Origin of the sequence: Stutzerimonas decontaminans, from assembly GCF_000661915.1 — a bacterium.
Lineage (GTDB): Bacteria > Pseudomonadota > Gammaproteobacteria > Pseudomonadales > Pseudomonadaceae > Stutzerimonas > Stutzerimonas decontaminans.
Genome location: NZ_CP007509.1, coordinates 2,614,803 through 2,637,303, shown reverse-complemented (window position 1 = coordinate 2,637,303; position 22,501 = coordinate 2,614,803). Strand labels below are relative to the sequence as shown.

The 22,501-nt window shown below is 64.5% G+C and carries 14 protein-coding genes; 5 read left to right on the top strand and 9 right to left on the bottom strand.

The genetic code is table 11. The features are described 5' to 3' along the window. From glgP to UIB01_RS12075, 4 genes are all read right to left on the bottom strand, one after another. Positions 1-2,511 (bottom strand): alpha-glucan family phosphorylase, encoded by a 2,511-nt coding sequence (glgP, locus tag UIB01_RS12090; RefSeq protein ID WP_038660685.1) that lies wholly within the window; start codon positions 2,509-2,511, stop codon positions 1-3. An 82-nt stretch (positions 2,512-2,593) separates the two neighbouring features. Then, positions 2,594-3,691, bottom strand: a complete 1,098-nt coding sequence (locus tag UIB01_RS12085; RefSeq protein ID WP_038665714.1) for an endonuclease/exonuclease/phosphatase family protein — start codon at positions 3,689-3,691, stop codon at positions 2,594-2,596. Between the two features lie 181 nt (positions 3,692-3,872). Then, positions 3,873-6,992, bottom strand: a complete 3,120-nt coding sequence (locus UIB01_RS12080; RefSeq protein ID WP_230585247.1) for a transglycosylase domain-containing protein — start codon at positions 6,990-6,992, stop codon at positions 3,873-3,875. Positions 6,993-7,166: 174 nt separating this feature from the next. After that, positions 7,167-7,841 carry a TIGR04211 family SH3 domain-containing protein gene (locus tag UIB01_RS12075; protein WP_038660680.1) on the bottom strand — a complete coding sequence of 225 codons (675 nt, stop codon included), beginning with the start codon at positions 7,839-7,841 and terminating at the stop codon, positions 7,167-7,169. Between the two features lie 447 nt (positions 7,842-8,288). Here UIB01_RS12075 and UIB01_RS12070 point away from each other — a divergent pair, with 447 nt between their 5' ends. The 3 genes from UIB01_RS12070 (at position 8,289) to UIB01_RS12060 (ending at position 10,827) form a co-directional block, all read left to right on the top strand. Then, entirely contained in the window at positions 8,289-9,617 is a 1,329-nt protein-coding gene (locus tag UIB01_RS12070; RefSeq protein ID WP_038660677.1) for a TrkH family potassium uptake protein, read from the top strand. Then, positions 9,607-10,311 (top strand): potassium channel family protein, encoded by a 705-nt coding sequence (locus UIB01_RS12065; protein WP_038660674.1) that lies wholly within the window; start codon positions 9,607-9,609, stop codon positions 10,309-10,311. The genes UIB01_RS12070 and UIB01_RS12065 overlap by 11 nt, the downstream gene beginning before the upstream one ends. A 126-nt stretch (positions 10,312-10,437) precedes the next feature. Beyond that, entirely contained in the window at positions 10,438-10,827 is a 390-nt protein-coding gene (locus UIB01_RS12060) for a GFA family protein (protein WP_038660671.1), read from the top strand. 3 nt (positions 10,828-10,830) lie between these two features. On the opposite strand, the gene UIB01_RS12055 is transcribed toward UIB01_RS12060, so the two are convergent. From UIB01_RS12055 to UIB01_RS12035, 5 genes are all read right to left on the bottom strand, one after another. Then, complete coding sequence (locus UIB01_RS12055; RefSeq protein WP_038660668.1) at positions 10,831-13,179, bottom strand: FdhF/YdeP family oxidoreductase; 2,349 nt, start codon at positions 13,177-13,179, stop codon at positions 10,831-10,833. Beyond that, on the bottom strand, positions 13,176-13,979 hold the full coding sequence (fdhD, locus tag UIB01_RS12050) for a formate dehydrogenase accessory sulfurtransferase FdhD (RefSeq protein ID WP_038660665.1): 804 nt from the start codon (positions 13,977-13,979) through the stop codon (positions 13,176-13,178). Before fdhD ends, UIB01_RS12055 begins: the two co-directional genes overlap by 4 nt. A gap of 101 nt (positions 13,980-14,080) precedes the next feature. Beyond that, positions 14,081-14,983, bottom strand: coding sequence for a LysR family transcriptional regulator (locus UIB01_RS12045; RefSeq protein WP_038660662.1), 903 nt, complete (start codon positions 14,981-14,983; stop codon positions 14,081-14,083). Between the two features lie 45 nt (positions 14,984-15,028). After that, complete coding sequence (locus UIB01_RS12040; protein ID WP_023443703.1) at positions 15,029-16,066, bottom strand: AraC family transcriptional regulator; 1,038 nt, start codon at positions 16,064-16,066, stop codon at positions 15,029-15,031. A 7-nt stretch (positions 16,067-16,073) separates the two neighbouring features. Next, the gene (locus tag UIB01_RS12035) at positions 16,074-16,988 is read right to left on the bottom strand and encodes a GGDEF domain-containing protein (protein ID WP_038660656.1); all 915 of its coding nucleotides are present in this window, start codon (positions 16,986-16,988) and stop codon (positions 16,074-16,076) included. A gap of 1,014 nt (positions 16,989-18,002) precedes the next feature. On the opposite strand from UIB01_RS12035, the gene UIB01_RS12030 reads away from it, so the two are divergent. Together UIB01_RS12030 and UIB01_RS12025 are read left to right on the top strand one after the other, a co-directional pair. Further along, the gene (locus tag UIB01_RS12030) at positions 18,003-20,486 is read left to right on the top strand and encodes a TonB-dependent receptor (RefSeq protein WP_038660654.1); all 2,484 of its coding nucleotides are present in this window, start codon (positions 18,003-18,005) and stop codon (positions 20,484-20,486) included. A 74-nt stretch (positions 20,487-20,560) separates the two neighbouring features. Beyond that, positions 20,561-22,477 carry a phytase gene (locus UIB01_RS12025; protein ID WP_038660651.1) on the top strand — a complete coding sequence of 639 codons (1,917 nt, stop codon included), beginning with the start codon at positions 20,561-20,563 and terminating at the stop codon, positions 22,475-22,477. The last annotated feature ends 24 nt before the right edge of the window (positions 22,478-22,501 follow it).

The following is a 22,501-nucleotide window of genomic DNA, read 5'->3' as shown; positions in this document are numbered from 1 at the left end:
TCATCGCTGCCAGAGAATGAGCGACAGCTCCAGCGGCACGGCGAGGCCCAGGTCGGAGCTGGGTATCACTCGCGCCGTGTAGTCGGCTGACGGGCGTTGGGTGATCAGGTCGACTTGGAAGGTGGCGTATGCGCCGTCGTGGTGCTGGAGCGTCAATGCGTGGACGGCAGCCGGCTCGGCCCCCTGCGATTCGGCGAACAGCTGCACGGCTATCTGCTGCGGCTCAATGCGTCCCAGGTGAAGCCGCGCCTCGAGATGATGGGTGCCGCCTTCGCTCCGCCACTCAAGCTGTTCGAAGGCCAGTTCGTGCCAATAGCTGCGCAAACAGGTGATCTGGTGTGACAGCGCCGAAGCCAAGGCCGAGCCATTTGCGCAGCGTCGGCGGTAGGCAGTGGCCAGCGGCAGGTAATAACGCTCGGTGTATTCGCGCACCGTGCGATCGGCGGAAAATTGCTCCACTAGTTCACTCATGCTGCGGCGCATGCGTTTTACCCAGGCGGTCGGGATATGCTGCTCATCGCGCCTGTAGAAGCAGGGCACTACTTGCTCTTCGAGCAGCCGATAAAGCTGTTCCGCGTCGGCAGCATCATGTTCGGGCGGGTGCTCCAGGCCATCGCCGACGGCCCAGCCGAGATCAGCGGCATAGGCCTCGGCCCACCAGCCGTCAAGCTGTGAAAGGTTAAGCCCTCCGTTGGCCAGCACCTTCATGCCACTGGTACCGCTGGCTTCCCACGGACGACGCGGAGTGTTCAGCCAGACATCCACGCCTTGCACCATGTGCCGTGCGATGCGCATGTCGTAATCCTCGAGAAATACCACGCGTCCGGCGATATCGGCCCTGGCGGCGAAACGTTGCCATTCGCCGAGCAACGCTTGGCCGGTGCGGTCGGCAGGGTGTGCCTTGCCAGCCACCAGCAGCTGCACCGGATAAGCGGGATGGGTGAGGATGCGTGCCAGTCTCTCCGGATCCTGCAGCAGCAGGTTGGGTCGCTTGTAGCTGGCGAAGCGACGGGCGAAACCCAGCGTCAGACGCTCGGGATGCAGGCGCGAACCGGCGACCTCGATTTCCGCTGGCGAGGCGCCATGCACCGCGAGGCTGCGAGCCAGATGGCTGCGTACGAAATTAAGCAGTTCGCCACGTGCGTACTGACGAATCTGCCACAACCAACGATCGTCGACCCGAGCCAGTAGCTCGTCCACCGAGACCTGGTCGGTGCCTCGCCAGGGGATCTCGTCGCCGTGCAACTCATACCAGTGGGCTTCGGCGTCTGGTGAAACCCAGGTCGGCAAGTGGATGCCGTTGGTGACATGGCCGACAGGTACGGACTCGACAGGCCAGCGTGGATACAGCTCGCGAAAGATGTAACGGCTGGTGCGGCCATGCAGCTGACTGACGGCGTTGACCGCGCCAGCACCGCGCGTCGCCAGATAGGCCATGTTGAATGGCTCGTGCGGGTCTTGCGGGTGTTTGCGCCCCATTGCCAGCAACGCCTGTAGTGAAATGCCCAGTTCGTACTCGGCATAGCGCTCCAGATACTGGCTTACCAACTCGGGCGGGAAACGATCGAAACCGGCTTCGACGGGTGTGTGGGTGGTAAACAGATTGCCGGCGCGCGTTGCGTTGAGCGCGACGGCGAAGGAGACGCGCTCTCTGGCCATATGGCTGCGCGCGCGCTCCAGGATGGCGAACGCGGCGTGGCCATCGTTCAGGTGCAGCACATCAGGCCGCCGCCCGGCAGCCTCCAGCAAACGCCAGCCGCCAATGCCGAGCACCAGTTCCTGGCGCAGGCGCATCTCGTTGTCGCCGCCGTAGAGCTCGCTGGCAATCAGCCGCGCTATGGGTGGGTTGGCCGGATCGTTGGTGTCTAGCAATAGCAGTCGGTTGCGGCCGACCATGGCCTGCCAGCCGCGCAGCCAGATCTGCAGGCCGGGAAGCTGAATGGCCAACCGTAACGGGGCGCCGGTTGCATCGAGCAGCGGTTCGATGGGCATCTGTCGCGTGTCGTTTACCGGGTACAGCGCCTGCTGGTGGCCGTCGGGGCCGATACTCTGGCGGAAGTAGCCGTGCTGCCAAAGCATGCCCACCGCGGTAACCGGAACACCGAGGTCACTGGCTGCCTTTAGCTGGTCGCCGGCGACATTGCCGAGCCCGCCGGAATAGATCGGCAGCGCCTCGCTGAGCATGTACTCCATGGAAAAGTAGGCGACCTCGGCGAGTTTTTCGCCGTAGCGCTGGCTGGGGAACCAGGTTGCGCGCTCCAGTCGTGCCTGCTGAGCTTCAACGATGCCTTCCACCAGACGATGGCATTCGGCGCGTTGCAGGAGTGCCTCCAGTCGCTGCTCGGGAACAGTGCTGAGAACCAGGCTGGGATTGCGCGTGAGCTGCCACAGGTCGTTGTCGATCAGTTGCCAAAGGTCATCGTTCTGGCTGGTCCAGCGGATGGACTGGTCGAAGGCAAGCCGACGCAGGGTTTCCGGTGTGATGGCGGGAAGTTCGGGTATGGGAGTCAATGCAGCCTCTCTCTTCGGAACCGGGAACTGCTATGCCGTTCAGCATAGCTTTCCCTCTAGCGACTGACTTGGGTGGTGCAGCTCAGCGCTGCGGTTCGGCATCCGGTTGCGGCACGTCGCTCGGGGTGACGGGCTCCTCATCGATGGTTTCCTCGGCCTGCTGCACGTCCTCGCGGTCGGCTTCGAGGCCGTGTTGCTGCTCAGTGTGCTTGGGGTCGTACTGCAGTTCGATGAACACCGGGAAGTGGTCGGAGCCGATGTCCGGCAGGCGCAGCAGGCGGACGAAGCGAAAATGCGCGCTATGGAAGAAATGGTCCAGCGGCCAGCGCAGGAACCAGTGATGGGCGTGGAAGGTGTTGTACATGCCGCGGCCGACGCGCGGATCGAGTAGGCCGCTGATCTTGCGAAACAGTCGGGTGGTTGGCGCCCAGGCCACATCGTTGAGGTCACCGGTGACGATGATCGGGTCATCGTTGCCCTGCACGCTGCGGGCCACCACCAGCAGCTCGACATCGCGCTCGGTGGACTCCTCGTTCTCGGTCGGGCTGGGCGGAGCGGGATGCAGAAAATGCATGCGCACCGCGAGCTCATCACTGATGCGCACCCGGGCATGCATCGACGGCACGTCGTCCTCGACCAGAAAGCACAGCTCAGGCTCCTCCAATGGCAGCCGCGAATAGACGTGCATACCGTAGAGGTTGTCCTGCGGGCAGCGGATGCTGTGTGGATACTCTGCGGCCAGCTGATCGAGCTGTGCTTCCCACCACTGATCGGTCTCGAGCGTTACCAGCACATCGGGGCGATATTGGCGGACCAGCGCCAACAGGCGATCGGACGCCCTGTTCGGCCCAAGCACGTTGGAAGCCATCACCCGAATGCGTGGGCCCTGCGCATCGGGCGCGGCGCGCAGCACTTCGTTGCGCCAGACGCGCGTATAGGGCGCGATCCACCAAAGCTGGTAGACCAGACAGGCTGCGGTCAGGGCCGAAAGCAGAAAAGGCCAGGCCTGGCGGTAATCGAGCAGCAGTCCTTGCGCGATCAGCAATGCAGTCAGCAGCGTGCCGAGCTGCAGTCGCGGAAACTCCCAAACGCGCACCCACCAGGCGCGATGTCGCCAGAGCGGCAGGAGCGTGACGAGCACAAAAAAGCCTGTGGTGACCAGCAATATCCCTTCGAGCATGACGTTTCCCATACGGCCGATCAGTCGCAAGCGGGCTTGCGGTCCCGGATTGGTCGAACACCGAGGCATTCGACAGGCAAACAGGCGAAGCGTCGCAAAGAAATCAGGCTATTTCGGGTCGAGCCAAGTGTGTCGCTGCAAAACAGCTGGCCTGGCGGCCAGCTGTTCCGGCGTGGCAGGGTCAGTTATCGGCCGAAAGCATGCCACTGGTCAGTGCTGGCAGGTGCTCCGGCTGGCAGAGCGTGTTCTGGCCCTGCAGGTAAGGCAGCAGGATCGGCGCCATGCCCTTGAGCGTCTGCACCGGCAACGCCGAGGTGAAGCGGAAGCTGTCGGCGCCGCGCCCTGGCACATAGGCCGTCAGCGTGCCGAAGTGACGGGGTCCGAGATAGAAGACGAAGGTGGCCGTGCGGTTCAGGGCCAGCGAGCTGATCAGTCGTCCGCCGGAGCCGACGCTCTGGATACGGTTGTCGCCGGTGCCGGTCTTGCCACCCACACGCAAGGCGCTGCCGTCCGCCTGCACGAAGCTGCCCTGCAGGCGCCGCGCCGTGCCGCCTTCGACCACATTGGCCAGCGCATCCTGCAGCGCGCGGGCGACCTCGACCGGCATCACCCGCTTGCCGTCGCCCGCGACGAAGCCCATGCGTGTCTCATAAGGGGTGCCTTCGGCGAAGTGCAGGTTGTCGATGCGTACGCTGGGCAGGCGGATACCGTCGTTGAGGATGATGCCCATCAGTTCGGCCAGCGCGGCCGGTCGATCACCCGAGCTGCCCAGCGCCGTTGCCAGCGAAGGCACCAGGTTGTCGAATGGATAGCCCAGCCGTTGCCAGCGCCGGTGGATGTCGGTGAAGGCCTCGACCTCCAGCATGATGCGAATGCGACTGTCGCGCGCGCTCTTGTATCGGCTGCGGAACAGCCAGCCGTAGACTTCCTGGCGCTCCGCACGGCTGTCGGCAACCACCTCGGAAAGCGTCGCCTGAGGGTTCGCGATCAGGTAGCCGAGCAGCCAGAGGTCCAGCGGGTGCGTGCGGGCGATGTAGGCCTGATCGGGCAGGCTGTAGGCGCCGGGGCCGTAGCGGGTGTAGAGCGCATCCAGCTGCTTGTCGCTGAGGCTGGCATCCGGCAGGTGCTGCTTGAGAAAGCGATCGAATGCCGGCCGCTCGGCATCCGGCATCAGGTAGCGATGCACTGCCGCCAGGCGTACCGGTGTGGGCCGCATGCCCTGGAGGAAGGTTTCGATGCGCTGCTCGGCCGTCTTGTCGCGATATTTCTTCCAGAAGCGCTGCAGGAATACCGAGCCCTCGCGATCGGCGAAGCGGGTCAGGTATTCCTGGCGGCGCGGGTCTTTGTCGTCGTTCAGCAGCTCGGCACTGTTGGTGGTTTCGTGGGTGCTGTAGCTGACCAGATCACGCATCAGGCGCACGAACGGCAGGTTGATCGATTCGCGCAGAGATTCGCGCACGGTGGGGATACGGCCGTCGTCCTCGCGGCGGAAATTGCCGAAACGGTGCATGCCGGCGCCGGTGAAGAAGCGTTCGGCAGGGCTGGCCGAATAGCGTCGCTCCAGCGCGGCGTCGAGCATGCGATCCAGGCTGCGGTCGCTGTGCGTGGCCAGGTAATCGATGGCCCAGCGGCTGAGGTTGGCCTTGGCGTCGATCTTGCGCAGCTCGGCCGGGGTGAGATCCGAGTAGCGTTGGTGCAGCTCGGCGATGACTTCGAGATAGGTCGTCAGCACGCGCAGCTTGGCGGTCGAGCCCAGCTCCAGCTTGCTGCCTTCGTTGATGTCGAACGGCTGGTTGGTATTGTCGGTCTGCACGCGAACCCGGAAGCCTTCTTCGCCGCGTTCGAACAGTGTGAAGCTGTAACGCACCTCGGCGGTCTTTTCCGGAGACAGCATCCGTTCACCAAACAGACCCACCGTTTCGGCGAACGCCGGGTCTGCCAGACGCACCAGATACTCGCTGATCTGCGCTTGCAGATCGCCCTGCAACGGCGTGCTGGCGGTCAAGTCCAGGCGATCCAGATCATAGAGCGGCAAGCCGAGCAGCCCGGCCAGGCGCATCCGCGCCACGGTGATGCCCTTGGTAGCGTCGACTGTCTGGATTGCCGAGTCGCGGCTCGGGCTGCGCGCGACGATACGCTGATTCAGCGCAGCGTCTCGCAGGGTTGCATCGATGATGCCGCCGTTGGCCAACAAGCGGATGTGACTGTCGGTCAACGCCGCCATTTCCTCGCGGCCGGCACCCAGGTAATAGGACGGACGCCGTTGGGCGATCAGCAGCGAGAGCACCTGACGCAGCGCCAGGCCTCGCGCCTGTGGATCGACCTCTTCGCCGTTGCGCGGATCGAGCAGGCGATTGAATTCGCGGAAGTCGGCGCCAAACCACAGCCGCAAGCCGTCGGCGATGCCATGCACCTCGCCATGCCCCGGCGCGGCCGAGAGCGGCACACTATTGAGATAGTCGCGCACGATGCGCTGGCGCGTGGCAAGTGTCTGTGGGCCTTCACGGTAGGTCCGCACGCTGGCGGAGACCATCTGCCGGATCTTCTCCTGCGGGTCGCCAGTGCGGCCTTCCGGTGAATGCCGGTATTTTTCTACCTGGGTAGCCAGGGTGCTGCCGCCGGCTGCCTGACCGCCCAGGCCCAGACGTTTTTCCAACTGGCTGATCGCCGCCTTGGTGAAGCGTGGCCAGTCCACCGCCGGGTTGGCGTTAGGGCGTTTGGTATCGAGCAGTCCGCGGTCCTCGATGAACAGCAGGCTCATCACCACCAGCGGCGGAATGTCCTCGAAGCGCTCGTAGTACTGCCGCGGATAGCTATTGGTGTACAGCGGCGCACCCCGGCAATCGTTGATCGTCAGCCCCGCTTTTGATTCTTCTGGGTAGGGCGGAAAAAATCCGCGGCTGGTGTAATCCAGCAACGCTCGCGAAAAGCGCGCCTGCTCCTCGACCCGGAAGTTGCGCTGCGACAGCTGCTCAATGAAGCGCGGCAGGTCCACGTAACCCAGCCGGCGATCGAACGGGCCATCCTCGGGAAACTGAATGCGCGGGCTCGGCCCCGGCATGACGACGTAATCCAGATCCGCGGCATAGCGGCTCAACCAGTGGGACTGCCACCGTGAGCTTTCCAGCTCCTGCCAGCCAAGGTAACTGCCGCCAGCCAGCAGCGAAACGCCGACGAGCAGCGCCAACCGGCGCGCCACCTTGCGGCGACCTTTAGCTGATTTGGGAGATGATTTAGGGGTGGGGGCGCGCTTGTTACGCCCATCCTGGGATGTCTTGTCGGACCGCCATACTGCGCCCATGTGTGCCTGGCTTCCTAGCAGTTCTCTGCGACAAGCATAGTCGTCGCGCAAGGCTTAAGCGATGGCGGTTTGACGAACGGAGCGGCTCAAGCGCGCCGCGCGTAGCGTTATCAGCCGTCCTGGTTCCTAGCTTCTCTCAGAGCCAGGACGCTGCTGTTGCTGCTGTACTGGTGATCAGAACCAGCGATCGTTACGTTTGCGGCCACGGGTCAGCGTTGGCAGGATCAGGCCCACCAGCAGTCCGACGCCGGCAATACTGCCGCCATAGACCATGTACTGCATGAGCACCTGCTTGTTCTCGTCGCCTAGGCGGGCCTGGGTGGAGCGCAGTTCTGATCGGGCTTCGGTGAGTTCTGTTTCGAGCGCTACGCGGCGGGAATCCAGTTCGTCGATCAGGGCTTTGCGCGAATCCAGGGTTTCCTGCATCCCTTGCACGCGTACCTTCCAGCTGTCGACGATAGTCTTGAGTTCTTCACTCAATTCTGCGACCTGCTGTTCGAGCTGCGGCAGGCGTTCGGCCTGGCCGGGTACTTCTTGCAGCTCCTTGCTGGGAATCCAGACGTTGCTGCCGGATTCCGAACGCACCTGGCTGTAATCGCCCTGGGTGCTGATCAACTCGACTTTCTGTCCTGAAGTCAGGGTGCCGACGATGCGGTAGCCGTCGGTGGGACCGCTGCGCACGAAGGTGTTCAGACTGTCGCTAACCCATCGCGTGTTGCTGGAGGATTCTTGAGCATTCACCGGGCCCGCCATTAGCAGGGCTCCAAACAGACCGGCGCCGATGAACCGGCGGGACTTGGCAAGGGCGAGTCGTGAGAGCAAGGCAGAAAGATGAAGAGATATGGACATGAAGAATTCGCGTTATCTGAAGAAGAATAAGTCCCCGGGGTGGGGCAGTGGGGTTGGCTGCACCTGGCCCCACTGAGGCGCTGTCGAATACCGGAGACAGGCACATCGGAAGTAGCCGGGAGGGTCGGTTGACCACAGCCGGGCGCGCGAAGCACAACGGCCATCAACGGAGCGCGCAGCTGCCGCTCCGTATGGTGCATCAGCTGAATGACAGCCCTCTGCCAGGAAAGTTCAGGTATGCCAGAGCGGCCGAAGGTGCTGACTAAGCCGACCTCCATCGACATTCTTGCCACCCGGGTGCTCGAGCTAGCTTTACCCGCTTAGGCGCTCGCCGCCTTGCCACTGCCAGTTGAACAAACGGATCAATGGGCATAGCCTCTCGCTCTGCTCTCGGGCCGCCGGTCGGACGGCCCGTTCTCCTTTCTCGGATCTGTTGGCGCGGGTCGAATGAAATCATTGCTGCACCCAGGCAGGGCCGTTGCTCTCGTTTTCCTGTTCGCCATCCTCTGCGGCACAGCGCTGCTCTCATTACCCATTGCCCATGCCAGCGGCGAGACCGGCCCGTTGCTCGCGGCCTTCTTCACTGCCGTCTCGGCGGTCTGCGTTACCGGTCTGGTGGTGGTCGACACTGGCACGTACTGGTCGACCTTCGGCCAGGTCGTGATCATGGCGCTGTTCCAGCTCGGTGGCTTCGGCATGATGACCCTGGCAACTCTGCTGGGCTTGCTGGTCAACCGATCGTTCCGCTTGCGTACCAAGCTGGTCGCGCAAGCCGAGTCCCATGTTTTGGGGCTGGGTGATATCAGCAGCGTGGCGAAACTGGTGCTGGTCGTTACGCTGGTGATGGAGCTGGTGGTCATGCTGCTGCTGACCCTGCGCCTACATCTGTCGTACGGCCTTGGCTGGGGCGAGGCCGCCTGGAGCGGCCTGTTCCATTCCGTATCGGCGTTCAACAACGCCGGTTTCTCCATCTACGGCGACGGCCTGGTGCGCTACGCCACTGATGGCTTCATCCTGCTGCCGGTCATGAGCGCCATTATCATCGGCGGCATCGGCTTTCCCGTTCTCAACGATCTGCGCCGGCGGTGGTCGGACCCGCGTCATTGGTCGCTGCACACCAAACTGACGCTGTCGGGGACGGCAGTGCTGCTGGTGGGTGGCTTCATGACGGTGTTGCTGTTCGAGTGGTCCAATCCGGGCACGCTCGGTCCCATGGCCTGGGCCGACAAGCTTCTTTCGGCAGCCTTCGTTTCGGTCTCGGCGCGTACGGCCGGTTTCAATGCAATCGATATCGGCGCGCTGACCCACGAAAGCTGGGCGTTGCACTATTTTCTGATGTTCATCGGCGGCGGCAGCGCCGGTACTGCCGGTGGGGTGAAGGTCGGAACCGTTGCCATCCTGGCGCTGCTGGTGATCGCTGAGATCCGCGGCAGGGCCGACAGCGAGGCGTTCGGCCGTCGGGTCGGTAGTTCGGCCCAGCGCCAGGCAATTACCGTGCTGGTGCTCGGCAGCGCCATGGTCGTGCTGGGCACGCTGGTCATCCTGCGCGACACCGACATCCCTACCGATCAGGTGATCTTCGAAGTTATTTCCGCATTCGGCACCGTCGGTCTGTCCACCGGTATCACCGCCGATCTGCCTGAGACCAGCCAGCTGATGCTGACGTTGCTCATGTACGTCGGCCGGGTCGGCACCATCACCCTGGCCGCATCCCTCGCACTGGGCGAGCATCGCATGCCTTACCGCTACCCGGAGGAACATCCAATTGTTGGCTAAATTGTTGTTTTCAGAGCAATTTTCTTTCTCCAAAGGCGACAGCGTGGTGGTCATTGGGCTTGGTCGGTTTGGCAGCTCGGTGGCGCGCTCACTGACGCGCCTGGGGCATGACGTGATGGGCATCGATCAGGCGGCAGAACCCGTGCATGCCTGGGCAGACCTGCTGACCCATGCGGTGCAGGCCGACTCCACCAATGTCATGGCGCTGCGTCAGCTCGGCGTCGCTGATTTCCCCCACGCTATCGTCGGCATCGGCTCCGACATGGCCGCAAGCCTGATGACCATCATGGCGTTGACCGAACTGGGCATCAAAGACATCTGGGTCAAGGCGTTGACCGCCGACCATGGGCAGATCGCGACGCGGATCGGCGCGCATCATGTGGTCTACCCCGAGGCGGACATGGGCGAGCGGGTTGCCCATCTGATCTCCGGACGGATGATGGATTTCATCGAGTTCGACGACGGCTTCGCGATCGCCAAGATCCATGCCCCTGAGCGGATTCACAACAGCACGCTCGCCGCTGCGGGAGTCCGCGAGAAGTTCGGCGTGACTGTCGTCGGACTCAAGCGCGCCAACCAGGACTTTCAGCATGCGACGCCCAGTACCCAGGTGCTGCCAGGCGATCTGCTGATCGTCTCGGGGCCGACCCATGACATTCAGCGTTTCGCTGGGCAGGGGCGCAAGGGAAGCTGAGGCTCGGCTCTATGTGCTCCTTAGTGCGGCAGCCGAGAGGCGACTACGCTTCACTGGCGGTCGTTGCACGGCCGTACGCTCGCTGGCCTGGCGCGCCGCTTTCAGCACTGACGGAGGAGACACAAGGTGGATTCATTAACCGGTGGCTGCCTGTGCGGTAACGTACGGATCGTGACGTCCGGGCAGCCTTATCGAGTTGGGGTTTGTCACTGCCTGGACTGCCGCAAACATCATGGTGCGCTGTTCTACGCAGCGGCAGTGTTTCCGCAGGACGCGGTAACCGTCGAGGGCGAGACGGCCGAATATGCTGGACGGTATTTCTGCCCGCGCTGTGGCTCTTCGGTGTTTGCCCGCAGTGGTGATGAAATCGAGGTGCACCTAGGCGCGCTGGATGCGCCCGACCAGCTGACGCCGACCTATGAGTGCTGGACCGTGCGCCGCGAAGGCTGGCTACCGTCGTTTCCGCTCAGCCAGCGCTACCCGCACGATCGCGACGATTCCAGCCGTTTCGAATGAGCGTCACTGCCCGCTGGCGATCAGCTGCTGCTCTGTTTTCTGCGTGTTCGGCAGCACTCGAATCGCGATGAATTTCGAAGTCGGCGTGTGGCTGCGGTCGCCAAAGCTCTCCAGCGGCACCAGCGGGTTGGTTTCCGGGTAGTAGGCGGCGGCCTGGCCGGGCGGGGTGTCGTAGGCGAGCAGGGTGAAACCGCGCACGCGGCGCTCGATACCGTCGTCCCACAGCGAAATCAGATCGACTTGCTGCCCGGCTTCCAGGCCCAGCCGCTGGATGTCGGCGGGATTGACGAACACCACATCGCGCATGCCTTTCACCCCACGATAGCGATCATCCAGACCATAGAGCGTGGTGTTGTACTGATCGTGGGAGCGCAGCGTCTGCAGGATCAGGTCGGCCTCCACGCCGCCGTGGCGGGCCTGCTCGGGTAGCAGATCGGCCGGCAACGGGTGCGCCTTGAACTCGGCGCGACCGCTGGCGGTTTTCCATTCGCGCCGGGCGGCGGCGTTGCCCAGGTAGAAACCGCCAGGGCGATGCAGGCGGTGGTCGAAGCCGGTGAAACCGGGAATGGTCGCCGCAATCAGCTCGCGGATTCGGGCGTAGTCCTCCACCAGCCAGAGCCAGTCCACCGGGCGCTTGCCCAGCGTGGCGGCGGCGATGCCGGCGACGATGGCCGGCTCCGAGCGCATCTCGGCGGACGCGGGCTCGAGCTGGCCGCGCGAGGCGTGGATCATGCTGAACGAGTCTTCCACGGTGACCGCCTGCGGGCCGCAGGCCTGGCGGTCGATGTCGGTGCGGCCGAGGCACGGCAGGATCAGCGCGTCGCGGCCCATGGTCAGGTGGCTGCGGTTGAGCTTGGTGCTGATCTGTACGGTCAGCGCGCAGTTGCGCAGCGCCTGCTGGGTGCGCGGGGTGTCCGGCGTGGCCTGGGCGAAGTTGCCGCCCAGACCGATGAACACCTTGACCTGCCCGGCGAGCATGGCCTGGATGCATTCCACGGTGTTGTAGCCGGGCTGGCGCGGCATCGGCAGGTCGAACTGGCGCTGCAGTGCATTGAGCAGCGCGAGCGGCGGCCGCTCGTTGATGCCCATGGTGCGGTCGCCCTGTACGTTGCTGTGGCCGCGCACCGGGCAGGCGCCAGCGCCGGGCTTGCCGAGGTTGCCGCGCAACAGCAGCAGGTTGGCGATTTCCTGGATGGTCGCCACCGAGTGACGGTGCTGGGTGATGCCCATCGCCCAGCAGACGATGGCCTTTTCGGCGTTGCGGTAGATTGCGGCTGCGTGGCGAATGGTTTCGCGGTCGAGCCCCGACTGCTGCTCGATCAGCGCCCAGGGCGTGGCTTCGACCTCGGCCAGATAGGCGTCCAGCCCGTGGCTGTGCTCAGCCAGAAACGCGTGATCGAACACCGCCGGCGCGCCGCTGGCCTGGGCTTCCTGCTCCCATTGCAGCAGGTACTTGGCGATACCGCGCAGCACCGCGAGATCGCCACCGAGATTGGGCCGCAAGTAGGCACTGTGAGTCGGCGCGTCCTGGTTGGCGAGCATCTCGATGGGCTTCTGCGGGTGCTGGAAGCGCTCCAGCCCGCGCTCGCGCAATGGATTGAAGCAGACCACCTGAGCGCCGCGCTCCACAGCCTGACGCAATGGTTCGAGCATGCGCGGATGGTTGGTGCCGGGGTTCTGCCCGAGAACGAAGATCGCATCGGCGTGATCGAAATCCTCCAGCGTCACCGTGCCCTTGCCGACGCCGATGGATTCGGTCAGGGCGACGCCGCTGGCCTCGTGGCACATGTTCGAGCAGTCGGGAAAATTGTTGGTGCCGAAGCTGCGACCGAACAGCTGGTAGAGATAGGCCGCTTCGTTGCTGGCCCGACCGGACGTGTAGAAGGCTGCCTGGTGCGGACTGTCCAGGCCGTTCAGGTGATGGGCGATCAGCGCAAAGGCATCGTCCCAGCTGATCGGCAGGTAGCGGTCGCTGGCGACCTCGTAACGGACCGGTTCGCTCAGGCGGCCCTGGTATTCGAGCCAGTAATCGCTCTGCTCGCGTAACTGGCTGACGCTGTGGCGGGCGAAGAACGCGGCGTCCACGCGGCGCCGGGTCGCTTCCCAGTTCACTGCCTTGGCGCCGTTTTCGCAGAACTTCACCGCACCGGCCTCCGGCGAATCACCCCAGGCGCAGCCGGGGCAGTCGAAGCCGCCGTTCTGGTTGGTGCGCAGCATCGCGCGGATGTTCTTCAGCGCGTTGCCGCTGCCGAGCCAGGCGCTGGCCACGCTGCGCAGCGCGCCCCAGCCGCCTGCCGGACCGGCGTAGGGCTGGAAACGGGTGGCGGGATGGAAGCGGGACGTGCGGCTCATGGGTGACATCCGTTCTGTTCGGGCAGCGCAGGTGCCGGGCTGTAGACCCGTGGCGCGCTGTGGTGGGGCAGGTGAATGAGGTTGAGGTGATGCCGACGCGCCCACTCGACGGTCAGGTGGGTCGGCGCGGACAGACTGACCAGCGTGCCGATGCCGGCGCGCACGGCCTTGTGGATCAGCTCCAGGCTGCAGCGGCTGGTGACCACGACGAAGCCTTCGCTCGGGGTACGGCGCTGCAGCGTCAGCGCACCGATCAGCTTGTCCAGGGCGTTGTGCCGGCCGATGTCCTCGCGGCACAGGGCGATCTCTCCGTTGCCGTCGACATACAGTGCCGCGTGCAGTGCACCGCTGTCGCGGGCCAGCAGCTGGGCGTTGGCGATGCGCTGGCGCAGATCGTGGAAATGTCCTTCGGGCGGCAGATCGATTGGCGAAAGTGGTGCGAGCTGCGGCAATGCCTGCTCCAGCGCCTGCATGCCGCACAGGCCACAACCGCTGTGGCCGGCCAACTGCCGTCGTTGCTGCTTGATGTGCCAGAACGCCCGCGGGCTCACCTGCACTTCGGCATGCTGCGCGCAGCCATCGCCCCGCAAACGCAGGTCGCGTAGATCATCGATGCGCTCGATCAAGCCGCTGCTCAGGCTGAAGCCGATAACGAAGTCTTCCAGATCCAGCGGTGTCACCATCATCACGGCCTGATTGAGGCCGTTGTAGCTGATGGCCAGGGCGCATTCGTCAGCCAAGGGCGCTGCGCCGAGATCCGGAGCACTGGCGCTTGGGGCGTTGAGGGTGGCGTATTGCATGGCGATGGCCTGCGACAGGTCGACGCAGGGAGCCTAGGAGCGCAGGGAGGGATCGTCCAATCGCTATGTTCGATAGGGTGATCGAGCGTATCGATCGCCCGTCAGGAGATGGCAGGTCTTTGCCGCTGCAACAGCTCGCGCGCTTCGTTGAAACAGGCTTCGCCCAGCGCGGATCGCGGTGAGCCGCGACGCAGGATCAGCCCCAGCGGCGCGAGGGTACTGGCGTTGTCGATGGGCGTCAGGGTCAGTCGGCTGTCCAGTGCTTCGAGGCCGCTATCCAGCGGCATGATTGCGCAACACAGTCCGGCGCCTACGGCCTGCAGCAGATGATGCACGGCATCGGTCTGCAGTCGCGGCGCCAGGCTCAGGCCACGGCTACGCAGCGCATGGTCGATGGACTGGCGAAAGTGCATGCCGCCGGTCAAAAGACCTAGCGGAAGATCGGCGAGCGCTTCCCAGCGCAGCGATGGCGCGTCGAAGCGAAAATGGCACTCGTCATGCAACAGCCCCATGCGGGTTTCGCCGAGCGGCAGGCTGGTGAAGTGCGCGTCATCCAGCCGTTCCAGGTAGGACAGGCCCAGGTCCAGCAGATTGCGATTGAGCCGTTCGAGAATCTGATCGCTGCTCAACGCGAACAACTCGAAGCGCAGATTCGGGTGGCGCTCGCCGAAGGCCTGCACCAATTGCATCGGGTCGAAACCGGCCAGCGGCACCACGCCCAGGCGCAAGGTGCCGACCAGCTGACCACGGCAGGAGGCGGCTTCGGCCAGCAGGCCGTCCTGTGCGGCGAGCAGACTGCGCGCCCAGGCGAGGATGCGTTCGCCTTCGGGGGTGAAGCCTTCGAAACGCTGGCTGCGGATCACCAGTTGCAGGCCGAGCTCGTCTTCGAGGCCGCGCAGGCGCATCGACAGCGTCGGCTGGGTGACATGGCAGCGCGCCGCGGCCTGACCGAAATGACGCGTTTCATCCAGCGCCACGAGAAACTTCAGCTGCTTGATATCCATGCCCGCTCGCCTCGAAGGTAATGCGGGCGGCACCTTAGCATGCCGTCAGGGGGCGTCGAACAGCGGCTGCAGCCCGCTGGGCACCACCCCGGTCCAGCGCTTGAAGGCGCGACGGAAGTTGGTGGTGTCGTTGAAGCCGAGGTGCCGCGCCACGGCCTCGTTGCCTAGGCCGCGGGCCTGATAGAGGTAGAGCGCAACGTGCGTGCGCACCAGATCGAGCTGTTCCTGGAAGTGCGTGCCGTGCTTGGCCAGCTTGCGCTTGAGCGTCGCCGGACTCATGGCGAACGCCAGCGCGACGCGCTCCAGGTTCAGCGGCTCGCGGATGTTGTCATGCAGGTATTGGTAGAACGCATCGAGAAACGCACAGGGGCCTTCCAGCGCCTCGATCTGCTGCTGGCTGGCCTGCTGCGCGACCTGGCCTACCGTGGCCGAAGCATCGGGCCAGGGCTGGTGCAGGTACTCGCGAGGCAGGCTGAGCAGGGTCAGGTGGCGGTCGAACTGCAGCGCGTCACCCAGGTGCACCCAGTACTGCTCGACATGGCGCGGCTGCGGGTAGGCGAACTGGAAGCGCCACGGCAGGCGCAGGCCGCTGCCGCGCTTGCACAGCGCGACGATGGCGGTCAGGTGCGCTTCGATGAGAAACCGTTGGTGGCGGCCGGCGCTGCCGTTGTCCAGCCAATAGATGTGCAGCTGCTGCTCGTCCAGCAGCAGCCTTGGCGCCAGCAGCGGGCAGAGCAGGGCGCGGAACTGGCTAAGCCGCTCCAGCGCCTGTTCGAGGTTGCCGGCGTTGGCCAAGGCAAGGCTGACATCGCCGTAGTGCCCGGGCAGCAAGCGCTGGCCGAACAGAAAGCTGCTGTCCGCAGCACCCAACAAGCGCTCGGTATTGCCGATGAGCGTCAGCAGCTGCTCCGGGCTGACGCGGGCGCGGCCGCTGGCGACGTCCTCGTAGAACAGCCCGCTGCCGCGCAGCAGCGCATGGCTGTCGATACCGCGCGAGAGTGCCAGGTCGAGCAACACCGCCGGCTGGTGGTGGGCGGCGATGAAGCGGGTGTCCCATTCGTACCAGCGTAACGGGCTTTCCATGGTCGCCTCAGGCGCAGCGTGGCAGTGACTGCTTGGCCTTGGCCAAACCGAGGTTGAGGCGTTTGAGCAACTGCTCGGCATCGTCGTCGAAGGCCATCACCACCGCGGTGCTGGCGCGCAGATGCAGGCGTTCCCCGTGCTGGCGCGTCTTGTGCGCGAGGCTGGCGACGGCGGTCTGCAACTCCTCGGCGAGCTGCCGCGCCTGTTGCTCGGCGGTATCGGGCAGCAGCACGACGAAGCGATCCCCGGCGAGGCGGCAGAGCAGGTCCTGATGGCGCAGGTTGAGCACCAGCAACTGCGCCACGGCCTGCAACACGAGGTCGCCTTCTTCCTGGCCGTAGCGCTGGTTGACCCGACTGAATTCGTCGAGATCCACCGCCAGCAGCGACAGCGGGCGCTGTTCCTCATTGGCTTGGCGTAGGGTGTGGTCGAGCTGCCGACGCAGGTACTCGGCGGTGCCAAGCGGGGTCAGGTTGTCGAACAGGCGATGCTCGCGAAACAGTCGCTCGCGCTTGTGCATCTGCGCGTTGATCGCACGCTGTTCCTGATTCAGGTGGTAGATGCCGAAGGTCAGCAGGATCAGGCCGACCGGCATGGGCGCGGTTTCCAGCCAGTTGTCCCAGGCGATGGTGGCGGGGATCTGGATGAACTCGTCGAGCAGGTCCATCCACCAGGAAAAACAGATACAGGCCAGCCCCAGCGCCAGCAACCGCGTCACCCGGCCGGCCGGGCGGCTGTGCAGCAGCATGATCAGCCAGGCGAGGGCAAGGGCGGCGCAACCGCCTTCACCGACGACGTCCATCCAGTCGATCTCGCCCCAGGATTTGAGCTGGCCGACGGCGAGCAGCAGCTGCAGGCCGACGTTGGCGGCCAGGGCGAGGCCGAGGAGGGTGAGGGTGTGGAGTTTGAGGAGGGATTTCATCGTGTCTCCGTGGCGAGGGATCGCGCCAGTGCGTGAGGGCACGGAAACAGATGGATGTGACGGTTGGATGAATGGGGTGGGGGTTGAATTGGCTCAGGGGGTTTTTAATCTTTTGGGGCGTCAGACGAATTAGGGAGTTGCTTGATAGCTGGGTTTCGCCCTGCTGGGCGACCTACTTTTTCCAGTCGCGGAAAAAGTAGGCAAAAACGCTTGCCCCTGCATCCGGCCCCGGCTGCGCCGGGGTTCGTTCTCTACGCCGCTGTTCCGAGGGTCGCCGTACAAGGGCCATCCATGGCCCTTTACGGCTCTCGCGGCATCCATGCCGCTCGCCCCTCTACACGACGGCTCCGTTCACCCTCCTGAAGGGGCGATTGGGAGTCGCCTGGGAGGCAGTGCAAGCAGAACGATAAGCAGCCTAGGCTTCCGCGGGTTAGAGGATCACTCAAGGTTTCTACGTTTCAGCATGGGAGCCGTGCTTTGGCGCTCTGCATTACGTACGCGAAGCATTTCTACGACCTGTCCACATAAAAGGGGAGTAGCTCTGCATGTACTTGCACAGATCACCAGGTAATACCGAATGCCCCTTTCAGGAGGTCGAATGGAATCGTTGCGTAGGAGAGCGAGCGGCATGGATGCCGCGAGAGAACTAGGCGTCCCTTGTAAGCCGACCCCTGGAGCAGCGATGTAGCGAACGAACCCCGCGCGTAGCGCGGGGCCGTATGCAGGGGCTTAGCGTTTTTGGTTACTTTTTTCCCGGCCGGGCAGGCGCGTCTGGAAAAAGTGACTCGCCCAGCAGGGCGAAACAGAAACTTTCGACCCCTTCGAAAAAACGGCTCTGGCGCGCAGTCCGCCCTGAAAACAGGTCATATCAGCTCAATCCCGCTCGCAAAATCCCCGAAAACCCCCTGTTCCAAGCCCTCCCCGAACCTCCTGTCACAGAACCGCCATATCCCCCACCTACCGTCCGCTGCAGTTCCGGGATGGACCCGGTAAACACCGTTCGGGGGATTGTTCATGAGCACATACCGCAGCGGCATCCGCCATGCAGGATTCCGCATCAGCCTGCTGGCCCTGGCCGTCAGCGCCGGTTCGGCCTGGGCTGAGGAGCCGCTGGTCATGGAGCATGTCGAAGTGATCGGCCAGGCCGTCAGCATCGACGAAGCACTGAAGGACCAGCGCAATTCCGACAGCGTCAAGAGCGTGGTTCACGCCGACGGCATCGGCCAGCTGCCGGACGACAACGCCGCCGAGGCGCTGCAGCGCATTCCGGGCATCTCGGTGGAGCGCGATCAGGGTGAAGGGCGTTTCGTTAGCGTGCGCGGCATCGCGCCGGACCTGAACAGCGTCACCATCAACGGCACCCTGGTGCCCTCGCCGGAAAGCAAGCGCCGCGCGGTGGCCCTCGACGTGCTGCCCTCGGAGCTGGTGCAGTCGTTGTCGGTAGTGAAGACCCTCACCCCGGACATGGACGCCAACTCTCTGGGCGGCACCATTGAGGTGGAGAGCCTGTCTGCCTTCGACCACGACGGCCTGTTCTACAGCATCAGCGGCGAAGGCAGCTACGACGAGAACGTCGAGAAAACCAGCCCGAAATTCTCCGGTGCGATCAGCAACCGCTTCAGCCTCGGTGGTGGCGTCGACAACTTCGGCGTCGCCGCGGCCATCAGCTGGCAGGAGCGTGACTTCGGCTCCGATAACGTCGAAACCGGCGGCAAGTGGGACTTCGCCGACGATGGCGCACGCCTGGAGGAGTTCGAGCAGCGCGACTACGAGATCACCCGTGAGCGCACCGGTTTCGGCTTGAACTTCGACTACAAGCCGGACGATGTCAGCAGCTATTACCTGCGCACGCTGTACAGCCGCTTCAAGGACACCGAAACGCGCAACGCCGCCGGCGTGGAGTTCGAGGACGCTCAGTTGCCCGGCGAAACCGGCGATGCCGAGGGTTGGCGCGAGCTGAAATCGCGCGAGGAAACCCAGACCATCCAGTCCTACGTATTCGGTGGCGAACGCATGATGGGGCTCTGGACTCTGAGCGGGCAGGTCGGCTACAGCCAGTCCCGCGAGCGCAACCCGGGTGGCATCGCCGGCGCGACCTTCGAAGGCGACTTCGCCGACGCCGGTTTCTCCAGCAGCCGCAAGCCGCGCCTGACAGTGGATTCGGCCTTTTACGATCCGGCCTCCTTCGAACTGGACGAAGTGGAATGGGCGAAGAGCGACACCCGCGACCGCGAGAAGAACATTCGGCTGGATCTGGCGCGCGAATATGACATCCAGGGCTACGCGGCGCAGGCCAAGTTCGGCGGCAAGCTCAGCCGCCGGCACAAGGACAACGACAGCGAGGTCTGGGTCTACGACGACTTCGACGACCTGACCCTGGCCGATTTTCAGGGCGGCAATGTCGACTACGTCCTCGGCCGCTTCGGCCGCGGCATCAGCGCCTCGGCGATCAAGGGTGCGATCGCCGGGCTGGACGCCAGCGAGTTCTACGACGAGGAAGAGTCGCGCATCAACGACTTCGACATGCACGAGGACATCAACGCCGCGTACCTGATGAACACGGTGGACATCGACCGCTGGCGCGTCATCGCTGGCCTGCGCTACGAGGGCACACGCTTTCGGGCCAAGGGCACCGGCATGCGCGACGACCAGTTCGAGTCGATTTCCAGCAGCAACGACTACCACCACTGGCTGCCTGGGCTGCACGTACGCTACCAGCTGACCGATGACACGCTGATCCGCGCCGCCTGGACCAACAGCGTGGTACGCCCGACCTTCGGCCAGCTGGCGCCCGGTTTCGTCATCGACGGCGACGACGCCGAGTTCGGCAATCCCGATCTCAAGCCGCTGGAGTCGGTCAACTACGACCTTGGCATCGAGCACTACATGGGCCGCGCCGGCGTGGTGTCCGCCTACCTGTTCTACAAGGACATCGACAACTTCATCTACAACACGGATCTGGCCGGCACTGGCCAGTGGGCAGCCTTCGACGAAGCGCTCAGCTTCCAGAACGGCAGCAGCGCGAAGCTCTACGGCCTGGAGCTGGCCTACTCGCAGAAGCTCGACTGGCTGCCGGCGCCGTGGAACGGCCTGTTGCTGGGCGCCAATGCCACCTTCAGCCAGTCCGACGCGGACATCGAGGGGCAGGGCATGCGCCGCAGTATCGACCTGCCGAACCACTCCGATACGGTCGGCAACCTGATGGTCGGCTGGGAGAACGACCGGCTCAACCTGCGCCTGGCCGCCAACTACAAGTCCGACTACCTGTACGAGGTGGCCGGTATCGACGACAAGGCTCACGACCTGTACGTCGACGATCAGCTGTTCGTCGACTTCAAGGCCGGCTACTTCCTCACGCCGAACCTGCAGCTGACCTTCGAAGCGCTGAACCTGACGGACGAGTCCTACTACGTCTACACCGGGCACCGTTCCTACAACGCCCAGTACGAAGAGTACGGCCCGACCTACAAGCTCGGCCTGACCCTGACCCACTTCTGACCCCATGCCGCTCCGGTGCCCGCCGTTCCCCTTTACGGCCGGGCGCCGGCCCGCGGCAGCTAAATGGAATAGCCATGTACGCATTACCCAAAACCGCGCTGCTCGGCCTGTGTATCGCCCTGGCGGCCTGCCAGTCCGCCCCCCAGGAAGAGCCGCAAAAAACGACGCAGCTGAGCATCAGCGAATCCATGCAGGCTGGTTTCGAATATGGCCAGCTGATGAGCGACGTTGGCCCCTGGGCCGATGCAAAGCGCATCCTGGTGGACAAGCAGGGCCTGCGCCTGCTGGATGGCACAGGCGCCAGCGTTGCCGAGTATGCCGGGCGCTTCGAAGGCCTCGATCACCGCGTCGACCGGCGTGGGCTGTTATTGGCAACCGTCGAGCGCAAGCGCCAGCAGGCGATGCTGATCGGCCTGGATGACAAACGGACCTGGAGCCAGCCGCTCTACCTACCGCGCACCGCATTCGCCATCGAAGGGCTGTGCCTGTACCGCGACAGCGCGCGCAACGATTTCGTTTTTCTGCTGGGCGAAGAGGGCGTCGGCGAGCAGTGGCTGGTGGGCAGCCAGGGTCGCCTGCTCGGTGAAGCACGGCGTGTGCGCGGGCTCAGCCTGCCGCCGCAGAGCGCCTTCTGTCAGACCGATGACGCGGCCGGGCAGCTCTACGTCAACGAGGAAAATGTCGGTTTCTGGCGCTACCCGGCGGATGCCGAGGCGCCGTTGCAGCGTGAGCCGGTCGATTTGGTCAAGCCGTTCGGTGCGCTGCAAAAGGCTGCGGCAGGTTTGGCAGTGGTGCCGGGTGGCTTGCTGGCGCTCGATCCCGAAGCGCCGGCGCTGCACCTGTACCGTCAGGGCGAGTCCGGCTGGCAAGCCGATGGCGTAATCGCACTCGACGGCTTCGACGAACCAGAGCAGGTGAGCGCGCGCCGTACTCAGGAGGGTGTCGAGCTGCTGCTGGCTGACGAGCGTGGTCTGCATTCGGCCCGTCTGGCCTGGCAGCCGACCGCACTTGCACAGCCCGAGCCGATCGTCAGCCTGCCGGCCGCGGTGGAAACCGGCCCGGTGCCGAGCCTTGGCGATGCGGCCGATGATCCGGCGATCTGGGTCCATCCGCGCAATCCGGCGCAGAGTCGCGTGCTTGGCACCGACAAGAAGGGTGGCCTGGTGGTGTACGACCTGGATGGTCGCCAGGTGCAAAGCCTGCCCGTCGGCCGGCTGAACAACGTCGACGTGCGCAGCGGCTTCCGCCTCGGCAGCAAGCGCGTGGATCTGGCCGTGGCCAGCAACCGCGATCACAACAGCCTGCAGCTGTTCGCCATCGACCGGGCAAGCGGCCTACTCGAAGATCTCGGTCAGATCGCCACGTCGCTCAGCGATATCTACGGCCTGTGCATGTTCCAGGACCGCCAGGGCGCCACCTACGCCATCGCCAACGACAAGGACGGCACCTTCCTCCAGTACCGCCTCGATGGCAGCTCCGGCCAGCCGCGCGGCGAGCTGGTGCGGCGCTTCAAGCTCGACAGCCAGCCTGAGGGTTGCGTGGCCGACGACCGCAGCGAGCGGCTGTTTCTCGGTGAGGAGGACGTAGCCGTCTGGGTGGTCGATGCCCGTGCGGAGATGCCGGCGGCGCCGGAGAAGGTCATCGGCGTCGGCGGACCGGTATACGACGACATCGAAGGCCTGGCGCTCTACCACGGCGAGCGCGGCGACTACCTGGTGATTTCCAGCCAGGGCAACGACAGCTACCTGGTGCTCGACGCCCAGGCGCCCTATGCCGTGCGCGGTGCGTTCCGCATCGGCCTGAACGCCGAACGCGGCATCGACGGCGCGTCCGAGACCGATGGGCTTGAAGTCACCTCGGCCAACCTCGGCGGCGTCTGGAACCGCGGCATGCTGGTGGTGCAGGACGGCCGCAAGCGCATGCCCGAGGGTACGCAGAACTACAAGTACCTGCCCTGGTCGGCGGTCGCCGATGCGCTCGGTCTGGACTGACGTCATCGCCCGGTAACCGACCCG